General features: G+C 64.1%; 26 protein-coding genes. 13 read left to right on the top strand and 13 right to left on the bottom strand.

Going from position 1 to position 26,291, the window contains the following annotated elements; genetic code table 11:
• Positions 1-6: 6 nt before the first annotated feature.
• From E1N52_RS01110 to E1N52_RS01080, 7 genes are all read left to right on the top strand, one after another.
• On the top strand, positions 7-1,077 hold the full coding sequence (locus E1N52_RS01110; protein ID WP_133179392.1) for a fatty acid desaturase family protein: 1,071 nt from the start codon (positions 7-9) through the stop codon (positions 1,075-1,077).
• A gap of 43 nt (positions 1,078-1,120) precedes the next feature.
• Positions 1,121-1,429, top strand: a complete 309-nt coding sequence (locus E1N52_RS01105) for a non-heme iron oxygenase ferredoxin subunit (RefSeq protein ID WP_133179390.1) — start codon at positions 1,121-1,123, stop codon at positions 1,427-1,429.
• Positions 1,430-1,724: 295 nt separating this feature from the next.
• The gene (locus tag E1N52_RS01100; RefSeq protein WP_133179781.1) at positions 1,725-2,840 is read left to right on the top strand and encodes a SpoIIE family protein phosphatase; all 1,116 of its coding nucleotides are present in this window, start codon (positions 1,725-1,727) and stop codon (positions 2,838-2,840) included.
• A 14-nt stretch (positions 2,841-2,854) separates the two neighbouring features.
• Positions 2,855-3,418, top strand: a complete 564-nt coding sequence (locus E1N52_RS01095) for a SiaB family protein kinase (protein ID WP_133179389.1) — start codon at positions 2,855-2,857, stop codon at positions 3,416-3,418.
• A gap of 18 nt (positions 3,419-3,436) precedes the next feature.
• Positions 3,437-3,823 (top strand): DUF1987 domain-containing protein, encoded by a 387-nt coding sequence (locus E1N52_RS01090; protein ID WP_133179388.1) that lies wholly within the window; start codon positions 3,437-3,439, stop codon positions 3,821-3,823.
• 22 nt (positions 3,824-3,845) lie between these two features.
• Entirely contained in the window at positions 3,846-4,586 is a 741-nt protein-coding gene (locus tag E1N52_RS01085; RefSeq protein ID WP_425467983.1) for a GGDEF domain-containing protein, read from the top strand.
• A 143-nt stretch (positions 4,587-4,729) separates the two neighbouring features.
• Complete coding sequence (locus E1N52_RS01080) at positions 4,730-5,860, top strand: patatin-like phospholipase family protein (RefSeq protein ID WP_133179387.1); 1,131 nt, start codon at positions 4,730-4,732, stop codon at positions 5,858-5,860.
• A 100-nt stretch (positions 5,861-5,960) separates the two neighbouring features.
• Here the strand turns inward: E1N52_RS01080 and E1N52_RS01075 are convergent, their stop codons facing one another.
• The 4 genes from E1N52_RS01075 to E1N52_RS01060 are packed head-to-tail and all read right to left on the bottom strand — an operon-like array spanning position 5,961 to position 9,749.
• Entirely contained in the window at positions 5,961-7,208 is a 1,248-nt protein-coding gene (locus tag E1N52_RS01075; protein WP_133179386.1) for an NAD(P)/FAD-dependent oxidoreductase, read from the bottom strand.
• Positions 7,209-7,225: 17 nt separating this feature from the next.
• A complete protein-coding gene (locus E1N52_RS01070; protein ID WP_133179385.1) occupies positions 7,226-8,260 on the bottom strand; it encodes a sugar ABC transporter substrate-binding protein in 1,035 nt (344 codons plus the stop codon).
• A gap of 58 nt (positions 8,261-8,318) precedes the next feature.
• A complete protein-coding gene (locus tag E1N52_RS01065) occupies positions 8,319-8,639 on the bottom strand; it encodes a Rieske 2Fe-2S domain-containing protein (RefSeq protein ID WP_133179383.1) in 321 nt (106 codons plus the stop codon).
• A 51-nt stretch (positions 8,640-8,690) separates the two neighbouring features.
• Complete coding sequence (locus tag E1N52_RS01060; protein WP_133179381.1) at positions 8,691-9,749, bottom strand: fatty acid desaturase; 1,059 nt, start codon at positions 9,747-9,749, stop codon at positions 8,691-8,693.
• Positions 9,750-10,000: 251 nt separating this feature from the next.
• Between E1N52_RS01060 and E1N52_RS01055 the strand changes: the two genes are divergently transcribed.
• The 4 genes from E1N52_RS01055 (at position 10,001) to E1N52_RS01040 (ending at position 14,595) form a co-directional block, all read left to right on the top strand.
• On the top strand, positions 10,001-11,035 hold the full coding sequence (locus E1N52_RS01055) for a LacI family DNA-binding transcriptional regulator (RefSeq protein ID WP_133179379.1): 1,035 nt from the start codon (positions 10,001-10,003) through the stop codon (positions 11,033-11,035).
• 127 nt (positions 11,036-11,162) lie between these two features.
• On the top strand, positions 11,163-11,954 hold the full coding sequence (locus E1N52_RS01050; RefSeq protein ID WP_133179377.1) for a DeoR/GlpR family DNA-binding transcription regulator: 792 nt from the start codon (positions 11,163-11,165) through the stop codon (positions 11,952-11,954).
• Complete coding sequence (locus E1N52_RS01045) at positions 11,927-13,165, top strand: MFS transporter (protein ID WP_246088901.1); 1,239 nt, start codon at positions 11,927-11,929, stop codon at positions 13,163-13,165. Before E1N52_RS01050 ends, E1N52_RS01045 begins: the two co-directional genes overlap by 28 nt.
• A gap of 134 nt (positions 13,166-13,299) precedes the next feature.
• Positions 13,300-14,595, top strand: coding sequence for an MFS transporter (locus E1N52_RS01040; protein ID WP_133179375.1), 1,296 nt, complete (start codon positions 13,300-13,302; stop codon positions 14,593-14,595).
• Between the two features lie 25 nt (positions 14,596-14,620).
• Here the strand turns inward: E1N52_RS01040 and E1N52_RS01035 are convergent, their stop codons facing one another.
• Both E1N52_RS01035 and E1N52_RS01030 read right to left on the bottom strand, forming a co-directional pair.
• Positions 14,621-15,718, bottom strand: coding sequence for a lactonase family protein (locus E1N52_RS01035; RefSeq protein WP_133179373.1), 1,098 nt, complete (start codon positions 15,716-15,718; stop codon positions 14,621-14,623).
• A gap of 53 nt (positions 15,719-15,771) precedes the next feature.
• Positions 15,772-17,331, bottom strand: a complete 1,560-nt coding sequence (locus tag E1N52_RS01030; RefSeq protein ID WP_133179371.1) for a methyl-accepting chemotaxis protein — start codon at positions 17,329-17,331, stop codon at positions 15,772-15,774.
• A 418-nt stretch (positions 17,332-17,749) separates the two neighbouring features.
• On the opposite strand from E1N52_RS01030, the gene E1N52_RS01025 reads away from it, so the two are divergent.
• Positions 17,750-19,105 carry an MFS transporter gene (locus E1N52_RS01025; RefSeq protein ID WP_133179369.1) on the top strand — a complete coding sequence of 452 codons (1,356 nt, stop codon included), beginning with the start codon at positions 17,750-17,752 and terminating at the stop codon, positions 19,103-19,105.
• 33 nt (positions 19,106-19,138) lie between these two features.
• On the opposite strand, the gene E1N52_RS01020 is transcribed toward E1N52_RS01025, so the two are convergent.
• From E1N52_RS01020 to E1N52_RS01010, 3 genes are all read right to left on the bottom strand, one after another.
• A complete protein-coding gene (locus E1N52_RS01020; RefSeq protein WP_133179368.1) occupies positions 19,139-20,362 on the bottom strand; it encodes an MFS transporter in 1,224 nt (407 codons plus the stop codon).
• 14 nt (positions 20,363-20,376) lie between these two features.
• Entirely contained in the window at positions 20,377-20,829 is a 453-nt protein-coding gene (locus tag E1N52_RS01015) for a MarR family winged helix-turn-helix transcriptional regulator (RefSeq protein ID WP_133179366.1), read from the bottom strand.
• An 82-nt stretch (positions 20,830-20,911) separates the two neighbouring features.
• Positions 20,912-21,577: an MOSC domain-containing protein gene (locus tag E1N52_RS01010; RefSeq protein WP_133179777.1), complete on the bottom strand. Its 666-nt coding sequence runs from the start codon at positions 21,575-21,577 to the stop codon at positions 20,912-20,914.
• Positions 21,578-21,690: 113 nt separating this feature from the next.
• Between E1N52_RS01010 and E1N52_RS01005 the strand changes: the two genes are divergently transcribed.
• Positions 21,691-22,641 (top strand): LysR family transcriptional regulator, encoded by a 951-nt coding sequence (locus E1N52_RS01005; protein WP_133179364.1) that lies wholly within the window; start codon positions 21,691-21,693, stop codon positions 22,639-22,641.
• Between the two features lie 24 nt (positions 22,642-22,665).
• Here E1N52_RS01005 and E1N52_RS01000 read toward each other — a convergent pair whose 3' ends face one another.
• The 4 genes from E1N52_RS01000 to E1N52_RS00985 are packed head-to-tail and all read right to left on the bottom strand — an operon-like array spanning position 22,666 to position 26,263.
• The gene (locus tag E1N52_RS01000) at positions 22,666-23,703 is read right to left on the bottom strand and encodes an NAD(P)H-dependent flavin oxidoreductase (RefSeq protein ID WP_133179362.1); all 1,038 of its coding nucleotides are present in this window, start codon (positions 23,701-23,703) and stop codon (positions 22,666-22,668) included.
• A 3-nt stretch (positions 23,704-23,706) separates the two neighbouring features.
• Positions 23,707-24,261, bottom strand: coding sequence for a cytochrome b (locus tag E1N52_RS00995; RefSeq protein ID WP_133179360.1), 555 nt, complete (start codon positions 24,259-24,261; stop codon positions 23,707-23,709).
• Between the two features lie 23 nt (positions 24,262-24,284).
• Positions 24,285-25,955 (bottom strand): cation/acetate symporter ActP, encoded by a 1,671-nt coding sequence (actP, locus tag E1N52_RS00990; protein ID WP_133179359.1) that lies wholly within the window; start codon positions 25,953-25,955, stop codon positions 24,285-24,287.
• The gene (locus tag E1N52_RS00985; RefSeq protein ID WP_133179357.1) at positions 25,952-26,263 is read right to left on the bottom strand and encodes a DUF485 domain-containing protein; all 312 of its coding nucleotides are present in this window, start codon (positions 26,261-26,263) and stop codon (positions 25,952-25,954) included. The genes actP and E1N52_RS00985 overlap by 4 nt, the downstream gene beginning before the upstream one ends.
• Between the last annotated feature and the right edge of the window lie 28 nt (positions 26,264-26,291).

Below are 26,291 nucleotides of genomic sequence, written 5' to 3'. Positions count from 1 at the left end.
ACACTCGTGGCCGACCAGGAGACTCACGCCTACGCGCCGCATCATGCGGACTACCGGCTCATCGGCGGTGCAGGCGAACGCGCGCGCGCAGCGGGCCTCGTCAACGCGGACTGGTATCGGTGCGCCGTGCCGCGCCCCGTGATGAAGCAGCTGATGCAGCGCAGCGACGCGCGCGCGATACGCGACACCGTGATCTGGTATGCGGCCATCGTCGCAAGCGGCGTGCTCGCCGGGTTTCTCTGGCACGCGCATTCGTGGTGGGCCGTACCCGCGTTCCTGCTCTACGGCACGCTCTATTGCAGCCCCGCCGATTCGCGCTGGCACGAAGCGGGGCACGGCACCGCATTCAAGACGCGCTGGATGAACGACGTGCTCTATCAGATTGCGTCGTTCCAGATATTCCGCTGCGCGACAATCTGGCGCTGGAGCCACGCGCGCCATCACACCGACACATTGGTGGTGGGCCGCGATCCCGAGATCGCCGCGCCGCGCCCCACCGACTGGTTCTCGCTCGCCCTCAACGTCTTCGCGCTCAAGCACGCCTCGCGCGAGCTGCCGCGCATGATCTCCGCAGCATGCGGACGTCTGGGCGCGGAAGAACAAAGCTTCGTGCCCGCCTCCGAATGGCCCAAGGCCATTCGCGAAGCGCGCCTGAGCCTCTTTGTCTACGCAATTGTGATTGGCGCGTGCATCGGCTTTCGCACTATCCTGCCGCTGCTTTATATCGGCCTGCCGAGCCTCTACGGCGCGTGGCTTTATCTCTACTTCGGCCTCACGCAGCATGCGGGCATGCCCGAGAACGTGCTCGACCACCGGCGCAACTGCCGCACGGTGATGATGAATCCCGTGTTCCGCTTCCTCTACTGGAACATGAATTATCACGTCGAGCATCACATGTTTCCGATGGTTCCTTTTCACGCGCTGCCGCGTCTGCACGAAGTGGTGAAAATGGATATGCCGCCGCCTTATCGCAGCAGCCTTGCCGCCTACGCGGAAATCATTCCCGCGCTCGTGCGGCAAACACGCGACCCCTACTATCACGTGGCGCGCCCGGTACCGGGCCACGCCGAAGCTTGATCCGTTGCGCGCACAACTTTCAATACCAATCTGGAGACACCCGATGACCCAATGGATCGACGCAGCCGCACTCGACGATATCGAAGACGAAGACGTCATGCGCTTCGACCACGGCGGACGCACCTTTGCAATTTACCGCGTAGAAGATCAGGTCTACGCGAGCGACGGGCTCTGCACACATGAACACGTGCACCTGAGTGACGGGCTCGTCATGGGTCATGTGATCGAGTGTCCGAAGCACAATGGACGCTTCGACGTGCGCGACGGCAAACCGCTTTGCGCACCAGTATGTGAGAAGCTCGCAACGTACCCGGCCAGGGTCGAAGGCGGACGCATCTATATAGAAGTGTGAAGCACCGAAACCCTGCGCGAGGGAAGCGAAAAAAATGCGCAAACGTTAGCGTGGCACTCGCCGATCATTACGGTGTATTAAACAAGCCAACTTGAACGCTTACTCTCGCTCATGTAACGAGAATGACATAAATAGCCATTAGCGTGCTGATTCTCCATATTAATCGGAATGGATAGTCATGCACCCCGCGCTCGCGCAGTTTCGTCGTCCGGGTCTACCCGTAGGCCCGCGCAGCGCCGGAGAACTGGCTCTGGAAGTGCCGGCTATCGACGCTTCGGATTCGAACTCTCTCGTCATGGAGATTTTCTATTCGAGGCGCGACATGGCCAGTCTCGCGGTGATCGAAAACGATCGCCCGATCGGGCTCATCAACCGCGATATTTTCCTGTCGCAAATGAGCAAGCCGTTTCATCGCGAGCTATACGACAAAAAGAGCTGCATCGCGTTCATGGACAAAGAGCCATTGATCGTCGACGCGGCCATGAGCATCGAGGCCCTCACGTTCAAAACCGTCGAGGTCGGCGAAAAGGCGCTGGTCGACGGTTTCATCGTGACGCGCGACGGCCGCTTCGTTGGCGTGGGCAACGGCTTGCGCTTGCTCTCCATCGTCGCGGAAATGCAGGCGGAAAAGAATCGGCAGATCATGCAGAGCATCGAGTATGCGAGCGTGATCCAGCAAGCCATGCTGCGCGCCTCGCGCGAAACGCTTGCGACCATGCTGCCCGATGCCGCGCTCGTCTGGGAACCGCGCGACGTAGTGGGCGGCGACTTCTACCATTTCGCGGCGTTCGCCGACGGCTGGTTCGGCGCGGTGGCCGATTGCACGGGGCACGGCGTCCCCGGCGCATTCATGACCTTGCTCGCCTCGGCGTCGCTCTCGCAGGCGCTCGAACAGATCGGCCCGCGCAACCCATCCGCGCTGCTGGCAGCCGTCAATCGCAACGTGAAGGGTCTGCTCGGGCAAATCAACGGCACGGGCGACGCCCCGCAGTCCAACGACGGTCTGGATGCAGCGTTCTTCTGGTTCGACGCCGCCACCCAGGTGCTGCACTTCGCGGGTGCGCGCGTCGCGCTGCATGTCTTGCGTGCGGACGCGGAACAGTTCGAAAGCATTGCCGGCGACCGCATGGGCGTGGGCTATGTCGACAGCCTCGCCGATTACACGTGGAGCCAGCACGCCGTAGCCTTGCCGCACGGCAGCCTGCTGTTCGTTTCCACGGATGGCCTGACCGATCAGATTGGCGGCCCGCGAAAAATCGGCTTCGGCAAACGCCGGACGCTCGACCGGATTCTCGCTGAGCGCGAGCACGCTTCTTCTTTCATCTGCGCACGCTTGCTCGAAACCTTCGCCGAATGGCAAGGCTCACAGGCGCGTCGCGACGACGTCACGCTTTTCTTCGCACGAGTTTGAGGTAGTTCACCGATATGTCTGGAATTCTGGATCAAAACTGCTGCTTCTTCGAAATCGCACAGAAGCGCAGCTTGCTCTTCTATCACAAAGGCTATTTCTCGCACAGCATCGTCGCGGCGATGAGCGAGGTCGTCAAACTGCAACTGGAAGTGGCGGGACTGAGCTCGTCCACGCGCAGAAGGATCTTTTCGTCGTTCATCGAGCTTTCGCACAATATCGTGCACTACTCGTGCGACGCGCTCTCGGAAGATCAAGGCCAGGGCGGCGCAATACGCGAAGGCGCGATGTGCATTTCCGCCGAAGGCGAGCGCCATCTCATGGTATGCGTGAATCCCATCGCCACGGCGGCCGTAGACGACTTGCGCGAGAAGCTGGAGCCGCTGCGCAACATGTCGATCGAAGAAATCAAGCAGGCCTACAAGATGTCGCTGCGCGCGGACACGCCTGCCGATAGCAAAGGCGCGGGACTGGGTTTTCTGACGATGGCGCGCGACGCCAGTGCGCCGCTCGAATTCGCGTTTCATCCACGCGAAGACGACACGGGCACCACACTGTTTTGCCTCAAGACCATCATCTGACCAGGGCACGCGTACAAAATGGAAAACCTTTTTATCGCCGCCACGGCAACGTCGCCGGAGATCGACTTCCGCTTCGACGAAAACGTGCTGTCTCTGCGAGGCGAATCGTATCCCGAGCATGCCGCCGCGTTTTATGCACCGATCATCGAGCGGCTCAATCTCTGGCTCAAGGATTGCGAAAACGCCGCGATCACGGTCGAGGTCACGCTCACCTACTTCAACAGCTCGAGCACGAAAATGCTGTTCAGCGTGTTCGACGCACTCGATCGCGCCGCAGCGGCGGGCAACCAGGTGCAGGTGAACTGGTATCGCGACGAAGAAGACGAAACGATCCTCGAATTCGGCGAGGAACTGCAAACCGACTTCACGGCAATCAAGTTCAATGACTGCCCGGTTGCAACGTGAGGATGCTTTGAGGACGACGCGCGTGGAAACGACTGGCTTGCGGGACGCAATGAAGGATCACTACCTCGACCTGTTCCGCAGCGAAAGCGAGGCGCTGGAGCGTGCCCGGATGATTGCCGAGGCTCCGGAGGCGTACGCGCACAGTCATCGCGAGGCGCTCATCGAGCTGATCCAGCATTACGAGCGCCTGATGCGCGAAACCCGCCGCCTGATCGGACGCAGCGATCGTGCCGAGCGCGAAATGCAGGCGCTCACGCAGCAACTGCAATATCGCGCGACGCACGACGCGCTGACCGGCGTGCTCAATCGCAGCGCCGTGATCGAGCGCACGGTAAAGGCGCTGCGTGCGAATCGGGCAGTGATGATCCTGCTCGACATCGACGACTTCAAGAAGGTCAACGACGACTTCGGGCACCCGGCCGGCGACAGCGTGATCTCCGGCATCGTGAACTGCCTGCGGCGCATTCTCGGCGAGACCGGCATCATCGGACGCGTGGGCGGCGAAGAGTTCACGGTCGTCTTGCCGGGCTTCGACATTGCCGATGCCTTGCTACTCGCCGAGCGCATGCGCGCAGCCATTGCGAATCACGCGTTCCCCGCGCCGGTGTGCCGCCCCATTACCGCCAGCTTCGGCGTAAGCGACAACCCGGCCGGCACCGATTTCGACACGGCGTACGGACTCGCCGATTCCGCGTTGTACACCGCCAAGCGCGGCGGCCGAAACTGCGTGACGTTCGAAGGGCAAATCGCCTCGGCTGGTTGAGGGACGGCGGCTGGTTGGGCCGTTGCCACGCAACGCTCGTCTTTTCCGAACGCCACTACAATGGTGCGGAGAAAACGGCGACGCGTATGAAGAATGCATGTCACGAAATCGCGCGTCGGTAGAGCAAAACAGCGAGGCGATCGATGACAGCGAAGCAGCCGGCAAGCCTGGCATTGCCAGGGCAAGTCGTACTCGTGTTGCAGGGCGGCGGCGCATTGGGCGCCTACCAACTCGGCGTTTATGAGGCGTTACACGAAGCCGGCATCCAGGTGGACTGGGTGATCGGCACCTCCATTGGCGCCATCAACGCGGCGCTGATCGCCGGAAACGCGCCGGAGCACCGCTTCGAGCGCCTGGACGAATTCTGGCACCGCGTCACCGACCATACTCGCCTCGACGTGGCGGCAACGTGGCCTGGCTTCGCGCCCGGGTGGGACAAGACGTTTGCAAAGCTGATGATCATCGGCGGCGGCATTGCGGGGTTCTTTCAGCCCAACCCGGCATCGTGGTTCGGTCCGCTCGCGCGCCTCGGCGTCGATCGCGCGTCTTACTACAAGATCGCCCCGCTGCGCGACACGCTCGTTTCACTGGTCGACTTCGAATTGCTGAACGCCGGGCACCCGCGCCTCACCGTGGGCGCGGTGAACGCACGCACGGGTGCGATGCGCTACTTCGATTCGCGCGACCAGCGCCTGAATGTCGAACACATCATGAGCTCGGGCGCGCTGCCGCCCGCGTTCCCGGCGGTGCGCATCGACGGCGAGCCGTACTGGGACGGCGGCATCTATTCCAATACGCCGGTCGAGGTCGTGCTGGACGACAAGCCGCGCCACAGTTCGGTCATCTTCTCGGTGCAAGTGTGGAATCCGGCGGGCCCGGAGCCACAAAGCATCTGGCAGATCGCAGAACGGCAAAAGGACATTCAGTACGCGAGCCGCACGGAAAGCCATATCGCGCGTCAACAGCAGATTCACCGCTTGCGCCACGTGATCCGCGAACTGGCGAAGCGCGTGCCCGTTGACGAGCGCGACGCACTCGATGTGAAGGAACTGGCGGCATGGGGCTGCGAGACCACCATGCGGCTCATCAAGCTCGCGGCGCCACGACTCGACGGCGACGACCAGTTGAAGGACATCGACTTCACGCCGTCCGGCATTGCCGCGCGCCGGCGCGCGGGCTACGAAGCCGCCATGCGGGCGATCGACGCAAGGCCCTGGGATGCCCCGATGGACCCGATAGAAGGCCTCAGCGTCTACAGCGCGGACGAAGAATAAAAGAAAGCGATAGAGCACGAAGCCCCTATCGCCCCACTCGAACCGCAGTGGAAAAAAGCCGGCGGGTGGAGCCACCGGCCGAGCAGATCGATCCGGTCGTTCAGTGCGCGCCTGCGGCGAGCAGCGATTTGAGTTTGGTCGCGCTGTCCACAAGACACCCGGGGTCGATGCGCGCTCGGCGCGCAATCAGCTCCTGCGCAATCCGTACGTCACGGGCGATTTCGCCCGTTTGTCCCACGCCGCTCGCGCCCACCAGCACGCCCGTTTCGTCGAACGCGAAAAACACTTTCGATGCCGTGCCCGTTGCACGCACGGCCTTCGTCGAGCCGAACGCGGGCAAGCCCGCGATCTGGATCGTCATGTCGTATTGGTCGGACCAGAACCACGGCACGGCGCTGTGCGCCTCGTCATGGCCGAGCATGTTGAGCGCTGCCACGCGCGCCTGATCCTCGGCGTTGCGCCAGCATTCAAGCCGAATACGCTGCCCGTACAGCGGATGCACGAACGAACACACGTCGCCCGCCGCGTAGATATCCGGATCGCTGGTACGCAGCGTGGGATCGACGGCGATGCCGTTGTCGATCGCGAGACCCGCTTGCTGTGCGAGCGCCGCACGCGGCACAACGCCAATGCCGATCACAACGGCATCACAAGGCACGACGGTTCCGTCGCCGAGCACGACGGCGTTGACGCGCCCTTCGCCCTCGAAGCGCTGCACCTGTACGTCGAAGCGCACGTCTACGCCTCGCTCGCGATGAAGGTCCACGAGGCACTGCGCCACCTCCGCGGGCACCGCACGCATCAACGCGCGCGGCGCGGCTTCGAACACGACGACTTCGCAGCCGCGCTGCACCGCCGAGGACGCGACTTCGAGCCCGATGAAGCCCGCGCCGACCACCGCAATGCGGCGCCCCGGCCCGAGTTCGCCCGCGATGGCGAGTGCGTCACCGGCATTGCGCAACACGTGCACGCCCGCGAGATTCGCGCCGGGCACGCTCATGCGGCGAGGCCCGGCACCGGTCGCGATCAGCAGGCGACGGTAGGCAAGCGTCTCGCCGTTCGCGAGCGTTACCGTGTGGGCGGCGCGATCGATCGCGCTCGCGGCGCAACCGCTGCGCAGATCGACACCCTGCTCGCGATAGAACGCCTCGCGGTGAATTGCGCCCTGCTCCGGCGTGCGCTCGCCCAGCAGCACCGCCTTGGAAAGCGGCGGCCGTTCGTACGGTGGTGCGGCTTCGTCGGCGATCAGCGTAATCGCGCCTTGCCAGCCGCCTTCGCGAAGCACCTGCACGGCGCGTGCGCCGCACTGGCCGCCGCCGATCACCACCATGGCATCGCCCGCACTCATGCTGACTCCTTGCGCACTCAACGATACTGTCCCGCGAGCGCAGACACCTGCTGAATATTCTGCGGGGTGATGAAGCCCGGCCCGGAGCTGATATTGCGCGCCTCATACACGGGCTTGAGTCCGTAGTCCTTCAGCCGCTGCTGGAACTTCGGGTTCTGCTCGAGTGCGGTGCGCGCCTGCAGCACGTCGTTGTTGTGGTTCTGATGCATGATCGCCAGCAGGGCAACCGGAATATAGCCCTGCAAATACGGCTGCTGGTCGGTGCAGAACTTGATCGTGCCGTCCTTGATGCCCTTCGCGACGTCCGAGTCGATATCGAAGGTCGCAAACCAGATCTTGCCCGCCAGACCGAGGCTCTTCACCGCGCGTATCGTCGGATCGGCCGAGGTCGGACCGAGCGTGAGCACGGCCTGGGTGTCCGGGTGGTTGCGCAGATACGCACTCACCTTCGATTCTATGCCCGTGGGGTCGGTGCCCGCATCGAGCACCGAGGTTTTCATGTTAGCGCCGATGGCGTCGGCAAAGCCGCGACAGCGTTCGAACGAAAGCGGATTCGTGGCGTAATGGTTCACGCACAGGAACGTCTTCACGCCGTCCGCCTTCGCGCGAAGCCCCGCCTCCTTGCCCGCGAGATATTCTGGCTGGCCCACGTGCATGAGCGCGCCAAGCTCCGCGCTCTGTTGCTCCGTGCCCGTATTCGCGGTGATGAAGGGAATGTTCTTAGCTTTCAGGCGTGACACAGCGCCCTTGAGCAGATCGAAATCCGCAATGGTCGTCACCACGCCATCGTAATTGCGCGCGGCAGCCTGATTCACGAGCTGCACCATGTCGGCGATATCGCCATTGGGCGGATTACGGTAATCGGTCTGGACATTGAAGTCCTGATCCGCCTGCTTGATGCCGTTCTTGACCGTGTTCCACCACGCATCCGAATCGGGCGCGTGCGAAATGAAGTCGAAATGCGCGACGGGGTCCGCATGCGCCGCGGGACTCAGCGCGAGTGCCAATACCGTCGCCGCCAGCGGCAACACTTTCAGAAAAGGAACGTTCACGGCTGTCTCCTAAGTTGCGTCGTTATCGTGGTAATTCAATGATTCGTATGCCGAATCATTACGCGGCGAGGCCGAGATAGATCGTGCCCGCCTCCACCTTGACCGGATGCGTCGCGAGGTTCACGCAGACCGGCGCCCCCTTGGCCGCGCCCGAGGGAATGTGAAAGCGTCCCATATGCATCGGACATTCGATGATGTCGCCGAACACGAGGCCTTGCGCGAGACGCGCCGTTTCGTGCGTGCAGACCCCGGCTGAAGCGTAATAACCCGTGGGCGTGTGGTAGATCGCGTAAAGCTCGCCTTCGTGCTCGAACTCCATCACGTCCTCTTCTTCGAGTTCGTCGCTCGCGCACACCTCGTGCCATTGAAGAATGTTCATGGTCGTCTCCTCCATCGTCATCTTTCGAAAAGTTAGCGGGTAGCCGGCGCGTCATTGCGTATCGGCAACGAAGGCATTCGCACCGGCGGCCTCGCGCATCACGCCCGCCGTCTTGCCGGGCACCTGCGGCGTGATCATGTAGTCCGGGTCGTGGCGTTGCATGCGCAACACGTAAAGGATCTCGGCCCACGCGTCGACCAGACCGTCGCAAGCGGGCGGCAAGTCGGCCTCGATCGCTTTGCGCAATTTGGGCAACGCATGAAACGGCACATTGGGGAACATGTGGTGCTCGACGTGATAGTTCATGTTCCAGTAGAGAAACTGCAGCACGGGATTCAGGCGCAGCGTGCGGGTGGAGAAACGGTGATCGAGTTCGTTCTCGCGCAGGCCGGTGTGCTGCGTAATGGCCAGCAGTTCGTGGAGCCAGGCACCGTAGGCGCGGGGCAGCAGCAGGAACACCACGGGCAGCCAGCTATGCGCGACGAAGGCCCACACGCCAACTCCCACGTAGAGCGCGAGCATGATGCGCGAATTGCGGCGCATCGCCCGATATTCGACCACCGGCACAACGGCCTTCGCGCTCCTCGTCACAATGCCGAGGCTATGCAGCACGATGTTGCCGAGATGATGAATGCCATGGGAAACGCGCACGAAGTCGGTGGCGAGCTTGAGGTAATTGGGCGGCCGCTTGACGGCGATCTCAACGTCGGCGGGCACCGTGGCCGTGAGGTGCGTATAGGTGTGATGCTGCGCATGCGACCAGCGGCTATAGATCTGCTCGCGCCAGGTCATGAAGCAGATCACCCAGTGCACGGACTCGTTGAGCCACTCGCTCCTGAACGGCGTGCGATGACGCAGCTCGTGCTCCATCGCCTCGGCGAACGCGTAGATCGTGCCGTACAGCAGGAAGGCAGGAATGCACCAGAGCGCGCCCAACGAAAGCCAGGCGAGCGCGCCGGTGGTGAGCACGAGCGCCATGAAGCCGCCGAAATACATCAGGGCAACCCGGTCGTTGCGCCGCGTGACCTCCTTGAGCACCTTGCGGTCGAGCGGACAACGGTACCAATCGTCCATCGTGATGACTTGTGGCGAGCCTGGCTGTGCGGACATGAGTCGAACTCCCGTGCATGACATTGAACGCTGATGAGCCGCTTTGATTTCGCTCATCCTTGAGTCGAATTACAGGCTCTAAATGAGCCATCGTCAAAGACTAAAATGACTCATTTTGAGCCTTAAAGGGTTTTTACCTAAACCGCGGGCGTCTGAAAACGTTCTCCACGTGGAGATAAAATCCAAATATGTGCGACGAAAGACTCATTTTGAGTCAAAATGAGTCCATACTCACCCGCTGCGGAGCCCCGATGAAGAGCCGCCCTACGCTGAAGCAGTTAATGGAACTCACGCAGCTAAGCCGCGCGACCATCGACCGGGCGCTCAACGACCGGCCCGGCGTGCACCCGCGCACTCGCAGCGCCGTGGAAGCGGCGCTCAGGCAACTGGGCGCGGGCGACGGCGAGACGTTGCCCTCTGCATCGCATACCTCGTCCAATGCGTTGCGCGTGCGTCTGCTCCTCCAGGCCGGCGACGCCTTCACCGCCGAACTCACGCGCACGGCAGCGAGCCTCGAAGCGGAATTCGCGGCGGCGGGCGTGACAGTCGAGGTGGTTAATTGCGTGGGCGCCAGCGACGAGGACGTCGCGCAGCGCGTGCGCGAGTCGGCGCAAGGCGCTGCCGACGCCATCGGCATCATCTGCACGAACACGCCGCCCATTACGTCGGCGCTGCGCGAATGCATGGCGCGGGGCCTGGGCGTAGTGACGCTCATCACCGATGTCGACGCCGATGCGCGCCACACCTACGTGGGCGTGAACAACCGCGCCGCGGGCCAGTCGGCCGCGTTCCTCGTTGGCCGGCACCTGGTGGGGCGCCCCTCGCCTTCCGTGGCCGTTGTGGTCGCAACGTTCTCGTACACCTGTCACGAAGACCGCGAGATCGGCTTTCGCTCGCTGTTGCGTCAGCGCTTTCCTCACGTGAATGTCGTCGAAGTGATCAAGGGCGCCGACTCGGGCGCGGCGACCTACGAGGCCACGCGGCGCTGCATGGAAATGCACGGCGCGCTCGACGGCATCTACAACGTGGCGGGCGGCAACGAAGGACTTGCAGCGGCGCTGCGCGAGCGCGGACTTGCGGGCCGCACGCTCTATGTGACGCATGAGGTGAACGCCGTGACGGAGCCGCTGTTGCGCGCGGACGTGATCGACTACCTGCTCTCGCAAGATTTGCGTCTGCTGCTGCGCACGGCCGTCGAGCAGATGCGCAACGCGGTGGCCGGCGGCACGCCTCCAACGCAGGCGCTCGTGCCGATCGAAACGTATTCGCGCTATTCCCTGCCCTGAAGCGGCCGAGGCGGCTGCGTCCAGAACACTCCGCCGTCGGTTGCATGCATCGCCCGTTTACGATACGTTATGCTCGTTTTTGCTCGATTCGACGAGCAAGCCAACAAGCAAGCGGGAGCCGAACCCCATGCAACGAACACGCCAGGAGGCCAGCGAAGGCCTGCTCCCCGACGAGCGCGAGCGCCTGATCCTCGAAAAGCTGCGCGCCGAGGGCCGTGTGCTGGCCGCCGAACTCGCCGCGCAGCTCGACACCTCGGAGCACACGATCCGGCGCCATTTGCGCGACCTGGCCGAGGCGGGCCACTGCAAGCGCGTGTATGGCGGAGCGCTGCTCACCTCACCCGCCAACAAGCCCGCGTCCGTGCGCATGCGCGAGCACCTGCCGGCCAAGGCGCGTCTTGCGCGCGCCGCCGCCGCGCTCGTCAAGCCCAACCAGGTGATTCTGCTCGACGCGGGTTCCACGAATGTCGAGATCGCGGCCGCACTCCCCGAGAACGCTGGCCTCACGGTCGTCACCACTTCGCCCCAAGCCTGTGTGCGCCTCCTCGAGCGCCCAGGTATCGAAGTCATCCTGATCGGCGGGCGTGTGAGCGCACAGGCCGCGGGCGCACTCGGCGCGACAGCGCTCGTGCAGATTCAGCAGATCAAGGCCGATCTCTGCTTTCTCGGCGCCTGCGCACTCGATCCTTCCGAAGGCATCGCGGCCTTCGATGCAGAGGATGCCGAAATGAAGCGCGCGATGGTCGCAGCAAGCGGCCAGATCGCCGCCGCAGTCACCACGGAAAAGCTCATGACATCCGCGCCCTACGTCATCGCGCCGTGCGCTTCGCTCGACTATCTGGTCGTCGATACCGACGTGCCGAAACTCCATCTGAAGCAACTGAAAGCCGCATGCGGCGACGTGACGGTGGCGCGATGAGGCCCCTGCGCGAACGCTACGCCACCACGGCGGTGTTTCTGGCGAACGGCTTCGGCATTGGCGCGTGGGCCGTCGAGGTGCCGCGCGTGAAGGACAAGCTGCTCCTTGGCGACTCCCTGCTCGGCGTCGCGCTCTTTGCCTTTGCGCTCGGCGCCATCGTCGCCATGCCGCTTGCGGGACGTCTCGCGCCGAAGGTCGGCAGCGGGCGCGCGACCGCCCTGCTCGGCGTGCTATTCGTCGCCGCGTTTCCTTTGCCTGCGCTCGCGCCCAACGCGCCGCTGCTTTGTGCCGCGTTGCTGCTGCTCGGCGCGCTCAACGGCGCGCTCGACGTTTCCATGAACGGCCATGCCAGCGCGATCGAAAAAGTGTGGCACGCGCCGATCATGTCGTCGTTCCACGCGGCCTGGAGCGCGGGCGGTCTGGCGGGTGCAGCGGTTGGCACGGTGCTGCAGAAAGCAGGATTCGGTGTGCTGAGCGGTCTCGCGCTGCCCGCCATTCCCATTGCCGTACTGATCGTCGGCGCGGCGCTGTTCTCGCTGCGCGACGTGGGCACGCGCCCGGAGGCTGCGTCGGGCGGCGGCTTCGCGCTGCCGCAGGCGGGGGTCGTGAAGCTCGCCGCGCTCGCGTTCCTGTGCATGATGACCGAGGGCGCCATTGCCGACTGGAGCGCCGTGTACTTGCGCACCGCCTTGCCCGCTCATGCGGATAGCGCGGGCATCGGCTATACGTCATTCGCGTTCGCCATGGCGGCGTGCCGCGTGGTGGGCGACGCGTTCGTACGGCGGCTGGGCGCGGTGCGCGTGGTCGCGCTGGGCGGTCTACTTTCGGCCGCGGGCCTCGCCGCCGTACTCGCTGCGCCAGCGCTCGCTACAGCGGTGGTGGGGTTCATCTGCGTCGGCATTGGGCTCGCCAATGTGGTGCCGGTGATTTTCAGTGCGGCCGGGCGTACGACCGATCCACCCGTGACCGGCGTGTCGATGGCAGCCACAGCAGGTTACGCGGGCTTTCTCGTGGGCCCGCCGATCATCGGCTTCGGCGCGGGGGTGGTCGGGCTGCAGCTCGCGCTCGGCGTGCTGGTGCTCGCGACGCTCGCGGTGTGCTTTGCGGGTAGTCGTGCGGTGCGCGATGTCGACGCGTCGCGCGGCGACTCGGCAACGCATGCGCCGGTGCACAAAGATTCGCGCGACGCCGATCGTATCGAAGCGGACTGACCTGCGTTCGCCCGGCGCATCGAATATCACCACAAGATCCGGATATCTCCACCCAGGCGCCCTGCGTAGACTCGATCCCGAAGCTCAAACCACCGCATCCGGCTCACGCCGGAGCGATCTTCGGGACATCGACAATGGGCATCACAACCGGTAGCTCGACGCCACAGCGTGTCGTCGTCAATCTTTCGCACGCGAGTCTCGCGGCGCAATTCAGCGAGCAGATGGCCATTGCGGTCATCCCGATCGTCGCCGTGGTGGCATTGGGCGCTACGGCCCAGCAAAGCGCCTCGCTCCAGGCCATCAACACCCTGCCGTTCCTGCTGCTCTCGCTGCCCGCTGGCCTCATTGCCGATCGCAGCCGGCGCAAGCCGCTCATGATCGCAACCGAACTGCTGCGCGCCGCCGCGCTCTTCGTGCTGTTCGCGTTGTTCCATGCGCGCGTGCTTTCGCTCTATACGCTCGGCTCGCTGGGCTTCGCCATCGCAACCGGCACGGTGGTGTTCAGCGTGACTGCGCCCTCGCTTGTTGCGGCCATGGTCGAAACGGGCGACCTGCTCGCCGCCAACCGGCGGCTCGAAATCGCGCGCAGCATCGCCTACACGGCGGGGCCTTCCGTGGGCGGCATTTTTGCGGGCTGGGCGTCGGGCGTGTTCGCGTTTCTCGCGGCGTTCGTCCTGTCGCTCGCCAGCGCATGGTGTCTCGCACGCCTGCCTGCGGAAGCACCACGTCCGCGTTCGCGTCGCGCACTCGCACGCGAACTCTTCGATGGCGTGCAGTTCATCGCGCGCAGCACGCATCTGCGGCCGATCGTGGCGACGGCCTTCGTCTTCAATACGTCGTGGTATCTGTTGCTCGCCGTATTTGCCTGGTACGCGATACACCGGCTCGCGTTCGCGCCATCGGCAGTAGGCGTTGCACTCGGCGTGTATGGCTTCGGGATGGTGGGCGGCGCGTTTCTCTACAAGATCATCGCAAAGCGCCTGGTGTTCGGACGGCAAATCCTGCTCGGCCCGACGAGCGCCGCGCTTGCCTCGCTGCTCATGGCGAGCACGGCCCTCACGCATTCGCGCGCCACCGTGTTTCTGGCTTTCTTTCTGTTCGGCTTCGGGCCGATCGTCTGGACCATCTCGACCACAGCGTTGCGCCAGGTCGTCACGCCTCGCGATCTGATCGCGCGCGTCTCGTCGGTCATCATGATGGCGACGTTCGGCGCGCGTCCGCTCGGCGCCCTGCTCGGCGCGTTCCTGAGCACGCGCCTTGGCATGACTAGCTGCCTCGTGGGCGCCGCGTGCGGATTCGCACTTCAGCTCGCGATCATCGTATTGTCGGCGCCGGCGCGGCTGCGCTCGATCGAAGGCCTCGATGAAGCGCGAGCCGAGCCGCGCAACGTGAAGGCAATGCGCTTCGCGGCAGAGAGCCATCAGGAATAAGGCGACCGAAGCCGCCCCTTATTGCTTAGTCGTTCGAACCGTCGAAATCCACCACTTCGACCCAGTTCGCACCCTTGCCTACCGGGTACTTGCCAAGCTCATGCAGCGCACCGCTCTTCGCATCGATGCGGTACGCGCTCAGCGTGGGCGAGAGCTGGCCCACGGCAAGCAGATACTGGCCCGAAGGATCGATATTGAAGCCGCGCGGCTGCTTCTCGGTGGCGTACGTGCCGATGCGCGTGAGCTTGCCCGTTTGCTGGTTCACGCGGTACGCGCCCAGCGTGCTCGACGTGCGCTCCGAGATATACAGGTGGCGGCCATCGGGCGTGAGGTGCACGTCGGCACCCCACGGCTTGTCGCCGGAAAAGCCGGCGGGCAGGATCGAGATCGTCTGGATCGGCTTGACCGTGTTGTTCGCCGCGTTAAAGGCGAGCACGTGCAGCTTGCCGTCGAGTTCGTCGATCAGATAGACGAAGCGCTGGTCCGGCGAAAACTGGAAGTGGCGCGGGCCGGAATTCTTGGGCAGCGAGTACGCGGGCTTCGCGTCTTCGGTGAGCGCGCCCGTCGAGGCGTCGAATTTCAGGCGCAGCCATGCGTCGGCGCCGAGCACCGAGGCAAATGCGTAGCGGTTATCCGGCGAGGTGCGAATGATGTGCGCCATCGGGCCCGTCTTCACGGTTTGCTGCACGTCGCCCACCACACCGTTTTCGCCGATGTGGTTCACCGCCAGCAAATTGCCGCCGTACGAAGCGGAAAGCAGATAGCGACCCGTACCGTCGGTGGAAACATAGGCCATGCTCTCCGCGAGCGGCGCGCGGCCGAGTTCGGCGAGACGGCCGTCGAGCGGATTCACGGCGAAGCTCACCACGCGATACGGCTTCGAGCGCAGCGCTGCATACAGGTGATGATGGTCGGGCGAGAACGCCATCGGCATCACCGTGCCGCCCACCGGCACGGTCTCGACCGCGGCAAGCGCACCGTTTTGCACATCGAGGCGAAACACCGAAATGTCCTGGCTGTCGGCGTTCGACACATACACGTAGCTAGCCGCATGCACGGCCGCCGATGCCGCGAGCCCGAAAACAGCACCCACCACGCTGCGCAAGATTGCCTTCTTCTTCATGTCGTCCTTTCCGCTTCGTTAGTTCTATTGACTGGTCTCGCGCGCTGCTTTCCTCACGCAAGCGCGCCGACGCGAAACACCGAAACTGCTTCCTTCATCGATTGCGCCTGGTGCTCCAGCGCGCTCGCAGCGGCGGCCGCCTGCTCGACGAGCGCGGCGTTCTGCTGCGTGACCTGATCCATCTGGCTCACGGCCATGCCCACCTGCTGAATGCCCGTGCTCTGCTCGGCGGTGGCCGTCGTGATCTCGGCCATGATCGTGGCGACATTGCGCACCGAGTTGACGATCTCGTTCATCGCCTCGCCTGCCTGCGCGACGAGCGCGTTGCCGTTGCGCACGTCTTCCATCGAAGCGCCAATCAGTTCCTTGATCTCGCGCGCGGCGCCCGCGCTGCGCTGCGCGAGCGTGCGCACTTCGCCCGCGACCACGGCGAAGCCGCGTCCCTGCTCGCCCGCGCGCGCCGATTCCACGGCGGCGTTGAGCGCAAGAATATTGGTCTGGAACGCGATGCTGTCGATCATGCTGGTGATCTCGGCAATCTTCTGCGAGCTGGCGCTGATGTCCTGCATGGTCTGCACGGCGCGTCCCACCACATCGCCGCCGCGCTGCGCGAGTTCGGCCGCGCCCGTGGCGAGCGTGCTGGCCTCGGATGCGTTCACGGAGTTCTGCTTCACCGTGGAGGTGAGTTCTTCCATGCTCGCGGCCGTTTCTTCGAGCGAGGCGGACTGTTCTTCCGTGCGGCTCGACAGATCGAGATTGCCCGCTGCGATCTCGCGCGCGGCCGTGTGAATCGCGTCGCAGCTGTCGCGCACGCCGGCCACGGTGTGCGAGAGCCCCGCCTGCATCCGGCGCATGGCCGCGAACAGCACGCCGATTTCGTTGCGGCCTGCTTCGGGCACGCGCACGGTGAGATCGTTCGAGGCGATGCGGTCGAGCACCGCCGCGGCGTCGGCCAGCGGGCGCGACACGATACGCTGCAAGGCGAAGTGCGTGACGACGACGAGCGCCAACGCGATGGCCACGCCCACGCCAACGAGCGTGACGATCCATGTGTAGCGCGAGTTGCCGTCGTCGAGCGTTGCCTCGGCGAGCGCGTTGGCGAGCTTCTGGAACTTCTCCACGTTCACCGAATAGGCTGCGCCCGCGGCGGTGATGTCGGTGTCGTTGACCGCAACGTAAGCGGCCGTGTCGCCGTTGCGCAGCGCGTCGGTGGCGCGCGTAAGCGTGTTCGAGAGTTGCGCCGCCGACTCGAGCAACTGACGCTTGAGGTCCGCGTCCATGCCGTCGAACGCCGGCGCGTTGGCGAAGGCCTGCGTCTCGCTCGCCGAAAGCTCGAAGCTATGGGCCGCGCTCTTCAGCGCGGAGTCGCGCGTGGCCGTGTCGTTGCGTTCCTTGAGCGCGCTATAGCCGCGCACGAGCGCCGAACGCGTGCGCGTGGTGTCCTTGTAGGCGTCGTTGACCAGAATGGTCTGACGCGCGATTTCATGCAGGCGTTGGGCGCTGGCGTTCGACTCCTTGAGCGAGAACACGCCCGCGAAGCCGCCAATCAGGATCATCACGCCAAAGATCACCAGCACTGCAAGGAGGCTGGCTCGTACCGTCGTGTTGCGCATGTTGCTTCAATCCCCGGTTTCCATGGTGTTCTTCTTTACGGCTCAAATGCCGGAGTCTTGAGGGGCCAATCGCCATGTTGTCCAACAACTTGGCCGCATCATCCCATAATCGCGCGACTATCCTGAAATTCGAGTTTACCCTGAGATCGACTCAAGAGGCATACAGTCTGGTTGCCTCGGCTTCCCGGGCGTTGTACGATTAGCTCAGACAACCAGCCATGATGTCAAACAACATTCTGACAACTGGCTGAACAAGCAGTGAATCAGGTCCGCAAACGGAACGCGCTTGACGCGAGTCAGGCGCGTTCTTGCGTAAGTAGAGGCGGCGTGCACGAGGCGCGCCGTTTGGAGACAGTAGATTCAGGCCGCATCGTGACCGAAACGGCCTGCGTCTAGCGCACGAGAGAGGTCGATCCACATGTCGTTGAGCCGCACCGCCACGCAGTCCGATGTCGCCAGGCGCACCAAGGTGCGCTACCTGATTCTCTCGCTGATCTTCATCATCACCACGCTCAACTACGCGGACCGCGCCACGCTCTCGGTCACGGGCTCGGCCATGCGCACCGAGTTCGGTCTCGACGCCATCCACATGGGCTACATCTTCTCGGCGTTCAGCTGGGCCTATGTGCTCGCGCAGATTCCCGCGGGCTGGGTGCTCGACCGCTTCGGCGCGCGACGCGTGTACGCGGGCAGCATCTTCCTGTGGTCGCTCTTCACGCTGCTGCAAAGCTCGATCGGCCTGCTCGGCAGCGCGGGCGCCGCGATTGCGGGCCTCTTCGCACTGCGCTTCGCGATGGGCGCGGCCGAAGCACCCGCCTTCCCCGCCAACGCGAAAGTAGTGGCGAGCTGGTTTCCGGCGAAAGAGCGCGGCACGGCCTCGGCCATTTTCAATTCAGCGCAGTATTTCGCGGCCGTCGTGTTCACGCCGCTCATGGCGTGGCTCACGCATGCGTATGGCTGGCATCACGTCTATATCGTGATGGGCGTGGGCGGCCTCGTGCTCGCCTTCGCGTGGATCCGGTTCATGAAGAACCCGGCCGATCATCCGGGCGTGAACCCGCAGGAACTCGAATACATCGAGGCGGGCGGCGGCATCGTGAACGGGCATCAACGCGCAGCGCGCGGCGAGCGCAAGGACCGCAAGGGCGCGAACTGGGCGGTCATCCGCCAGCTGCTCGGCAACCGCATGCTGCTGGGCGTCTATCTCGCGCAATACTGCATCAACGTGCTCACGTACTTCTTCCTCACGTGGTTCCCGATCTACCTCGTGCAGGCGCGCCACATGACCATCCTGAAGGCTGGGCTCATTGCCTCGCTGCCTGCTATCTGCGGCTTCCTGGGTGGTGTGCTGGGCGGCGTGGCTTCGGACGCCCTGATCCGCTCGGGCCGCTCGCTCACCATGGCGCGCAAGGTGCCGATCGTCGGCGGCATGGTGCTCTCGTCGTGCATCGTCGGCTGCAACTACGTGAACAGCGACTGGATCGTGGTCGCGCTCATGTCGCTCGCGTTCTTCGGCAAGGGTCTGGGCGCGCTCGGCTGGGCCGTGATCGCCGATACCGCGCCGCGCGAAGCGATCGGCCTCTCGGGCTCGATCTTCAACATGTTCGGCAATGTGGCCGGCATCGTCACGCCGATCGTGATCGGCTATCTCGTGGCGGAAACCGGCTCGTTCAACGGCGCGCTCGCCTTTGTCGGCATCAACGCGATCGTTACGGTGATCAGCTATCTCGTGATCGTGAAGGACATCAAGCGCGTGGAGTTGAAGCCCGCCTGATATTGGCGCGATTGCGCGTGATAGTTCTACGCGCTATGGCTTCTCGTGCGCCCGCCGCGCGAGCGTGCGGGCCGCGACGATAGCCGCCGCGAAGCCCGAAGCCGCGCCCACCAGCAAGGCCCAGCGCGGCCCCCAGTGGTCGGCGATCCAACCCACGATCGGCGCGCCGATGGGCGTGCCGCCCAGCGCCACGGCGAGGCGGATTGCCAGCACGCGGCCACGCATGCCGGGCTCCGTAGAAAGCTGCATGAGGCTGTTGGTTTCGGTGGTGAACGTGAGCGCCGCGATGCCGATCATCACGAGCGCGCCGCCGAACCACCAGTAGCCCGGCGCAACAGAAGCCAGCACGCATCCCACTCCGAACGCCGCCGCCGCGAACAGCAGCGAGATGAAACGCGGATGGCTGCGCCCCGCGCCGAAGAAGGCGCCGCTCATGGTGCCCACCGCCATCATGGAAGACAGGAGTCCGTAGCGTCCCGCGTCGGCGTGAAAGACGTTCACGGCCATCGTCGAGATGAAGATCGGAAAGTTCAGCCCGAAGGTGCCGATCAGGAACAGCATGACGAGAATGGCCCGCAGGTCCGGTCGCGCCCACACGTAGTGGAACCCCGCAGCAATCCCGCCCTTCGCGGGTTGCGTACGTCTTGCCGAACGCAGTTCGTCCACGCGCAGACGCGTGAGCGAGATCAGCACGGCCACGAACGACAGACCGTTGAGCAGGAAGGCCCAGCCCACGCCCACCGACGCAATGACGATTCCCGCCACGGCCGGGCCGATCATGCGCGCGGCGTTGAACGAGGTGGAATTGAGCGCGACGGCGTTGGAGAGATCGGCGTCGCCCACCAGTTCCGAGACGAAAGTTTGCCGCACCGGCGAATCGAATGCCGTCGTGCAGCCGAACAGGAACGCGAACACGTACACGTGCCAAAGCTGCACGAGCCCTGTTGCCGTGAGCACACCGAGTGCAATCGCAAGCGTGCCGAGCAGCGCCTGCGTGACCATGAGCAGCTTGCGCTGGTCGAAGTGGTCGGCGGCGAAGCCCGACCAGGGCATGAACAGCATTTGCGGGCCGAACTGCAAGCCCATCACGATACCGACCGCCGCCGCGCTGTGATGCGTGAGGCCCGTAAGCACGAGCCAGTCTTGCGCCGTGCGCTGCATCCACGTGCCGACGTTCGAAACGAGCGCGCCCGCCGACCACACGCGATAGTTGTAAGTCCTGAGCGAACGAAAGAATCCGGATGCTGGAGCGCCCATGTGACCGCCTCGCCTTAGTCGGCCACGAGCCGCTTGAGCAGTTCGACCGCGGCGGCGAGCTGCTCCTGCTCCGCGCCGGAAAGACGCGCTTCTATCCTGCGCGAGAGCCAGTCCTGGCGCGCCGCCCGCCCCTCCTTGAGCCACTCGCGAAAGGCTTGAGTAAGCGACCAGAGCGTTTGGCGTCCGTCATTCGGGTCCGGTGCGCCGCTGATATGGCCCGCCGCCTCGAGCGGCGCGATGAGCGTGCCCATCGACTGCGGACGCATGCCCTCCGCGCGCGCGAGGCTCGACACCGTGGACGGCCCCTCGCGTTCGAGCCGCTGCAGCACGGCCATCTGTGAAGGTGTGAAGTCGCCGAGGATCGCCTGCTCGCGGAAACGGCGGCGCAGCTGCCCGACCAGTGCGCGCAGGTCGCCGGCAAGCGCCGCGGCGAGGTCGGGAGAGGGAGTTTGGGCGCGTTCGGTCATCCCCGCATTCTAGGAGATGTGAAGGTAAACTGCAAAGCTAACCTTCACATCCCCTGCGGAGCGGCAAGCAGGGCCGAATGCGTCACCGGCGCGCACGCAGCCATTTTTCCCGCTCGCCCAGGCGCCGCTTCCAGTCAGGCGCGAGTCCCGGAACGGCCATCAGTTCAACCAACGCATCGATGGACGGACGATGCGACAACTGCACCCTCCAGAACTCGTCGATGGAGAAGCGCTCCGTTTGCCGGTCGACGAGCGTGATGGCGTCGCCAGGCGCAATCATGCCGGGGCGCAGGACACGGTAATACCAGCCGGTGATTCGCCCCTCGGCGATATGCATCGACATGCGCTCGACGCCGAAGCGATGATTGATTTTCCAGCACGGGCTGCGCGGTTGCGAGACTTGCAGCATGGCGCTGCCGGCCTGGTAGATGTCGCCGATGTGCACGTTGCGTTCGGACAGCCCCCAAGCCGAGATGTTCTCGCCGAGACTGCCGGGCACCAGGGCCTCTGCGCACTCCGCGAACGCCTGCGCGATGCAAGCGTAGTTCTGCGCCGCGTAGTGATGAACGGCCTTTTCCGGACCGCCGTGGATGCGCGGGTCGCCATGCTCGTCGCCGACAATCCCCTGCACTTCAACGCGAACCGGACCCTCCATGCGCCGCTTGAAAATGCCGCTGCGCTGCCCTTCGTGATCGAGATAACCCATCCCCCCGGCGAACAGGCACTCAATGTTCGTAGTCGACACCATCACCACGTGCGTCCTCCCGTTCGCGTTTACGACACTGTGCTCGCGCCGTTCAATCCAGTAAAGTGATGGTGAATGATGAAATCCATCATTATTTGTGATTCTTGGAATTTGCCATGGAGATGCGTCAGCTGAAGATTTTCTGTGCGGTGGCGGAACACGGCAGCTTCACAGCGGCGGCCGAGAAAGTGCACACCGTGCAGTCCAACGTCACGATGCGGGTCAAGGAACTCGAAGCCGAGCTCGGTCAACCACTGTTTATCCGGCAGAAGAGCGGCGTGGTGCTCACTTCGGCCGGGCAGACGTTTCTGGGCTACGCCCAACGCATCCTCCAGCTCACTGAAGAGAGCCGCAACGCGCTGCTCGATACCGCAACACCTGCAGGTACGTTGAGGCTCGGCTCGATGGAGACGACCGCCGCAATCCGCCTGCCCCAGGTGCTGGCCAAATACCGCGAGCAGTATCCTCAGGTCCACTTGTCGCTGCTCACCGGCACGACCGCCGAGCTGATCAAGGCCGTCGAAAGTCATCGCCTCGACGGTGCATTCGTCGGCGGTCTGCACCAGAATCCGGTTCTTGCGCAAGACGAGGTCTTCCAGGAGGAACTCGTGCTCGTGAGCAGCTGCGAGTTCGCCTCGCTCGGCGAACTCATCCACGTCATGCCACAGCAGACGGTGCTGGTCTTCCGCACGGGCTGCTTCTATCGCTCCACGCTCGAACACTGGTTCTATCAGGTCGGGCTCGTGCCCAACCAGGTGCTCGAACTAGGCACGCTCGACGGCATCCTGTCATGCGTAGCCGCGGGCATGGGCGTGACGCTGTTGCCAAAGGCCGTTGCGCAAAACTACTCAGCGCGCCAACCCATCGCCCTTCACGCGTTGCCGCGCGAGTTCTCCAACGTCAAGACGGTATTCATCCGCCGCAACGACACACTCGCGACACCGGCTTTGAGCGCGTTTGTCGCGCTCGCACGCGACCAGCTCGCACTTTCCAGTGACGACACGAAAGCGAAGCGCACGAATACGCCGAATCGCAAGAGCACGCGGCGTTCGACGGCGGCGGCCTGAGCACCGCCGTCGAACGCATCAGGGTCAGCAAGCGGCGCGGCAGTCGACCGGCTCCACTTGCTGCAACACACGGCTTGCGCCGTATGCCAGACCATCGAGCATCGCCTGGGCGTTTGCCGCAACCGTCGACGGCGGCAGGCCCGCCACCAGCTCCGCCACGCGCTCGGCCGCCGGCACCACGCTGTCGATCTTGCTGACGCCCTGCCCCGCATAGAGCGAGAGCTTCTGCGCCATGCGCGGTTTGTCGATCATGCGTGCGCCGCCGCCAACGAAGCGCAGCAGGCTCCATTTGTCGCGATTGGGAATCACGCAGTGGGGCGTGCCGTAGGGCCAGCCGAACGAATACCCGGTGCGATACTCGATGTCGTCCACGCTGGCTTCGACGATCTTTTGCTTGTAGAGCGGATGCGCATTCGACTCGTCGGTCGCAACGAACGCAGTGCCCACGAGCACACCCGATGCGCCGAGCAGCATCGCGGCCCGCACATCGTCGCGAGTCGTGATGCCCCCGGCCGCCAGCACGGGACGCCCCTGCGCGACCTCGCAGATCGCAGGCAACAGCGACATGACGCCGATCGTCCCACGGTTGAGGTGGCCGCCGCTTTCGCTGCCCTGCGCGACGACGATATCCGCGCCGTGCCGGATCGCGTGCCGGGCGAGCGCAACCGAGCCCACCTGGACCATCACGATCATGCCTGCATCCTTGGCGCGAGGAATCATGTCCGCCGCATAGTCTTCGGCGTAGAACAACGACAGCATGCGCGGCCGCTCCTGCAAGACGACCTGGAACTGGGCTTCGAACACGGTCGGGCCGCCGAACTTCGGCACGAGATTCACTCCAAAGGGCTTGTCCGTCTGCTCCCGCGTTTCCCGTATCCACTTGCGCAGCGCGAGCGGCGGCAAACGCAGCCCGCCGAGCGTTCCCATGCCACCGGCATTCGCCACCGCGGCAACCAGCTTCGGGCCGGAAATCGCCGCCATTCCCCCGAGAAAGACGGGATACCGGACGCCGCACAGCTGCGTGACCGCGTTCCCGCCAAAGGCCGATTTGAATTCGCTCATCGCTCAAAGCTCCACATGTTTGCCAAGCATCCGCTTGAGGGCGTCATTGCCCAAAGCGAAATGATTCTTCAGTGCTCCGAACAGATGCAACGCGAGACCCAGGAGAAAGGCCGTCGAGCCGATATCGAAGAGAATATCCACGACCCGTTGCACCGCTACGTCGGGATCAATGAGCGTGGGGATCGCGAAACCTCCCGGCAACTCGACGGCGACACCGGCTGCCGCCCGGGAAAGCCATACGGCAACCGGCAGAAGCACCATGGCGAGCGCGAGGCCCACCGCAACAGAGCGGCTGACGATCACCTCGACGGGGTTCGGCGTGCCCACGGGCAGCGGATGATACGAAGAAAGCCGTGCCCAGAGCCGATAGATCGACACGACGAACAGCACGGCGCCCAGCAGATTCTGCGTATGCACGAGGCTCAGTCGTTGCGCGTCGTCCGCGCTAAAGCTGAGCGCGATGCCGCATCCGGCGATCGACAACAGCAGCGCTGCCACGACCCAGTGCAGCGCGATCGTAATGGGCGAAAAGCCCAGACCGTTGTCACGCATTTGCATGATTGTCTCCTTGTTGGCGTTGTCTAGTGGCTGACGGCGCCGGACGCACCGAAGCCGGTCTGCGCGCGGATGGCCTGCTCGCCGAAGTCGTCCCGCTCTCGCTGCGCCCGGTGGCTGCGGTCGGTGACGGAGCCCAGCCAGGCGAACAGGAACGCGATGCTCATCGACACGATGGCCGGATAGTCGTAGGGGAAGATCGCCTTCGCATGGCCCAGCACGGTGACCCAGATGGCAGGCGATAGAATCACGAGCGTGACGGCGCTCACGAGGCCCGCGATGCCGCCGGTGAGCGCGCCGCGCGTCGTCAGCCCTTTCCAGTACATCGAAAGCGCGAGGATCGGAAAATTCACCGAGGCGGCGACGCCGAAAGTCAGCGCAACGAGGAAGGCGATGTTCTGATCCTTGAACACGATGCCCAGCAGCACCGCCACCACGCCAATGCCGACCGACGCGATTCTGGACACGCGCCGCTCGCTCGCGGGATCGGCCCGGTTCTTCTTGAGCACCATCACGTAAAGGTCGTGCGAGATGGCTGACGTACCCGCCATCGTGAGACCGGACACGACGGCAAGAATGGTCGCGAACGCAACAGCCGAGAGGAAACCCAGCAGCAGATTGCCGCCGAGAGCCTGGGCGAGATGCATGACCGGCATGTTGCTGCCGCCGATCAGCTTGCCCCCGGTCAGGCCACCCACGTAGAACGACGGGTTGCTGCCGACAATCGCGATCGCCGCCACGCCGAGCACCATGATGACCAGATAGAAGAAGCCGATGAAGCCCGTGGCAACGAATACCGACTTGCGCGCTTCTTTCGCATCCGGCACGGTGAAAAAGCGCATGAGGATGTGCGGCAGCCCCGCCGTGCCGAACACCAATCCGATCGCGAGCGAAATCAGTGCAATGGGATCGGACACCTGCTTGCTCGGCAGCAGAATGTGCGTGCCGCTCCCGTGCGCGGCGACCGCCTGCTCGAACAGCGCGTTCAGCGAAAAACCAAACCGGTACAGTGCGAGAACGGCCAGCAATGTGCCGCCGAACAGCATCAGCGCGGCCTTGATGATCTGCACCCACGTGGTGGCCACCATGCCGCCGAAGGTCACATAGACCACCATCAGCAGGCCGACCACGACAATCGCGTCGTTATAGGGAAGACCGAACAGCAACTGGATCAATTGCCCCGCGCCGACCATCTGGACAACCAGGTAAAAGCAGACGACGGTCAAAGAGCCGAAGGCAGTCATCGTCCGGATCCGGGTCTGGTCGAGCCGGTACGATGCGATGTCGGCAATCGTCACGCGCCCCAGATTCCGGATGCGTTCCGCGAACAGGAACAGCAGCAGCGGCCACGCAACGAAAAAGCTGATCGCGTAGATCACGCCGTCGTAGCCGTGGAAAAAGATCATGCTGGTCACGCCCAGCAGCGCCGCCGCCGACATATAGTCGCCGGCCAGCGCCATGCCGTTCTGGAATCCGGTGATGCCGCCCCCGGCGGTGTAGAAGTCGTCCATCGAACGGGTTCGCGACGCCGCCCAGTACGTGATGCCCAGCGTCGCCACGGCGAAGACGAGGAACATCGCGATCGCCGTGAGATTGAGGGGACGCTGTTCGACGCCGTGCAGGACCTCCGCGGCCGCAGCGTGCGTCGCGACGCCCAGCAGGAGCGGGAAAACGAGAGCAAGACCGGCGCGCTTCATGACTTCGCTCCCGCAAGGATCTGGGCGGTGAGCGCGTCGAATTCGCCATTGGCGCGGCGAACGTACAAGCCCGTGAGGCACCAGCTGCCGACGATCAGCGCGACGCCGATCGGCCAGCCGATATTGACGATACTGTCTGCGGAAAGCCGGATTGCCAGTAAAGCGGGGGCGAATCCAACCAGCACGATGAACCCGCAATAGGGAATCAGCGTAATGGCCGTCAGCCAGGCGATGTATCTGCGCCGGCGTTTGACCAGCGTGGCGAACAGGGGATTGCTACGAATCCCATGCAAGGTCGTGGGGTTCATCCGATTGTCTCCGTCCATGGAAGGGGTC

Origin of the sequence: Paraburkholderia guartelaensis (genome assembly GCF_004353905.1) — a bacterium.
GTDB classification, from domain to species: domain Bacteria; phylum Pseudomonadota; class Gammaproteobacteria; order Burkholderiales; family Burkholderiaceae; genus Paraburkholderia; species Paraburkholderia guartelaensis.
Note: the sequence above shows the minus strand (reverse complement) of the source record. Positions and strands in the feature narration are given on the sequence as shown.

Bases quoted from the DNA above. Each gene is read 5' to 3' on its own strand.
- E1N52_RS01105 (WP_133179390.1), top strand. From the start codon at position 1,121: ATGACCCAATGGATCGACGCAGCCGCACTCGACGATATCGAAGACGAA.
- E1N52_RS01100 (WP_133179781.1), top strand. From the start codon at position 1,725: ATGGAGATTTTCTATTCGAGGCGCGACATGGCCAGTCTCGCGGTGATC.
- E1N52_RS01095 (WP_133179389.1), top strand. From the start codon at position 2,855: ATGTCTGGAATTCTGGATCAAAACTGCTGCTTCTTCGAAATCGCACAG.
- E1N52_RS01090 (WP_133179388.1), top strand. From the start codon at position 3,437: ATGGAAAACCTTTTTATCGCCGCCACGGCAACGTCGCCGGAGATCGAC.
- E1N52_RS01080 (WP_133179387.1), top strand. From the start codon at position 4,730: ATGACAGCGAAGCAGCCGGCAAGCCTGGCATTGCCAGGGCAAGTCGTA.
- E1N52_RS01075 (WP_133179386.1), bottom strand. From the start codon at position 7,208: ATGAGTGCGGGCGATGCCATGGTGGTGATCGGCGGCGGCCAGTGCGGC.
- E1N52_RS01065 (WP_133179383.1), bottom strand. From the start codon at position 8,639: ATGAACATTCTTCAATGGCACGAGGTGTGCGCGAGCGACGAACTCGAA.
- E1N52_RS01060 (WP_133179381.1), bottom strand. From the start codon at position 9,749: ATGTCCGCACAGCCAGGCTCGCCACAAGTCATCACGATGGACGATTGG.
- E1N52_RS01055 (WP_133179379.1), top strand. From the start codon at position 10,001: ATGAAGAGCCGCCCTACGCTGAAGCAGTTAATGGAACTCACGCAGCTA.
- E1N52_RS01050 (WP_133179377.1), top strand. From the start codon at position 11,163: ATGCAACGAACACGCCAGGAGGCCAGCGAAGGCCTGCTCCCCGACGAG.
- E1N52_RS01045 (WP_246088901.1), top strand. From the start codon at position 11,927: ATGCGGCGACGTGACGGTGGCGCGATGAGGCCCCTGCGCGAACGCTAC.
- E1N52_RS01040 (WP_133179375.1), top strand. From the start codon at position 13,300: ATGGGCATCACAACCGGTAGCTCGACGCCACAGCGTGTCGTCGTCAAT.
- E1N52_RS01035 (WP_133179373.1), bottom strand. From the start codon at position 15,718: ATGAAGAAGAAGGCAATCTTGCGCAGCGTGGTGGGTGCTGTTTTCGGG.
- E1N52_RS01030 (WP_133179371.1), bottom strand. From the start codon at position 17,331: ATGCGCAACACGACGGTACGAGCCAGCCTCCTTGCAGTGCTGGTGATC.
- E1N52_RS01025 (WP_133179369.1), top strand. From the start codon at position 17,750: ATGTCGTTGAGCCGCACCGCCACGCAGTCCGATGTCGCCAGGCGCACC.
- E1N52_RS01020 (WP_133179368.1), bottom strand. From the start codon at position 20,362: ATGGGCGCTCCAGCATCCGGATTCTTTCGTTCGCTCAGGACTTACAAC.
- E1N52_RS01015 (WP_133179366.1), bottom strand. From the start codon at position 20,829: ATGACCGAACGCGCCCAAACTCCCTCTCCCGACCTCGCCGCGGCGCTT.
- E1N52_RS01010 (WP_133179777.1), bottom strand. From the start codon at position 21,577: ATGGTGTCGACTACGAACATTGAGTGCCTGTTCGCCGGGGGGATGGGT.
- E1N52_RS01005 (WP_133179364.1), top strand. From the start codon at position 21,691: ATGGAGATGCGTCAGCTGAAGATTTTCTGTGCGGTGGCGGAACACGGC.
- E1N52_RS01000 (WP_133179362.1), bottom strand. From the start codon at position 23,703: ATGAGCGAATTCAAATCGGCCTTTGGCGGGAACGCGGTCACGCAGCTG.
- E1N52_RS00995 (WP_133179360.1), bottom strand. From the start codon at position 24,261: ATGCAAATGCGTGACAACGGTCTGGGCTTTTCGCCCATTACGATCGCG.
- actP (WP_133179359.1), bottom strand. From the start codon at position 25,955: ATGAAGCGCGCCGGTCTTGCTCTCGTTTTCCCGCTCCTGCTGGGCGTC.
- E1N52_RS00985 (WP_133179357.1), bottom strand. From the start codon at position 26,263: ATGAACCCCACGACCTTGCATGGGATTCGTAGCAATCCCCTGTTCGCC.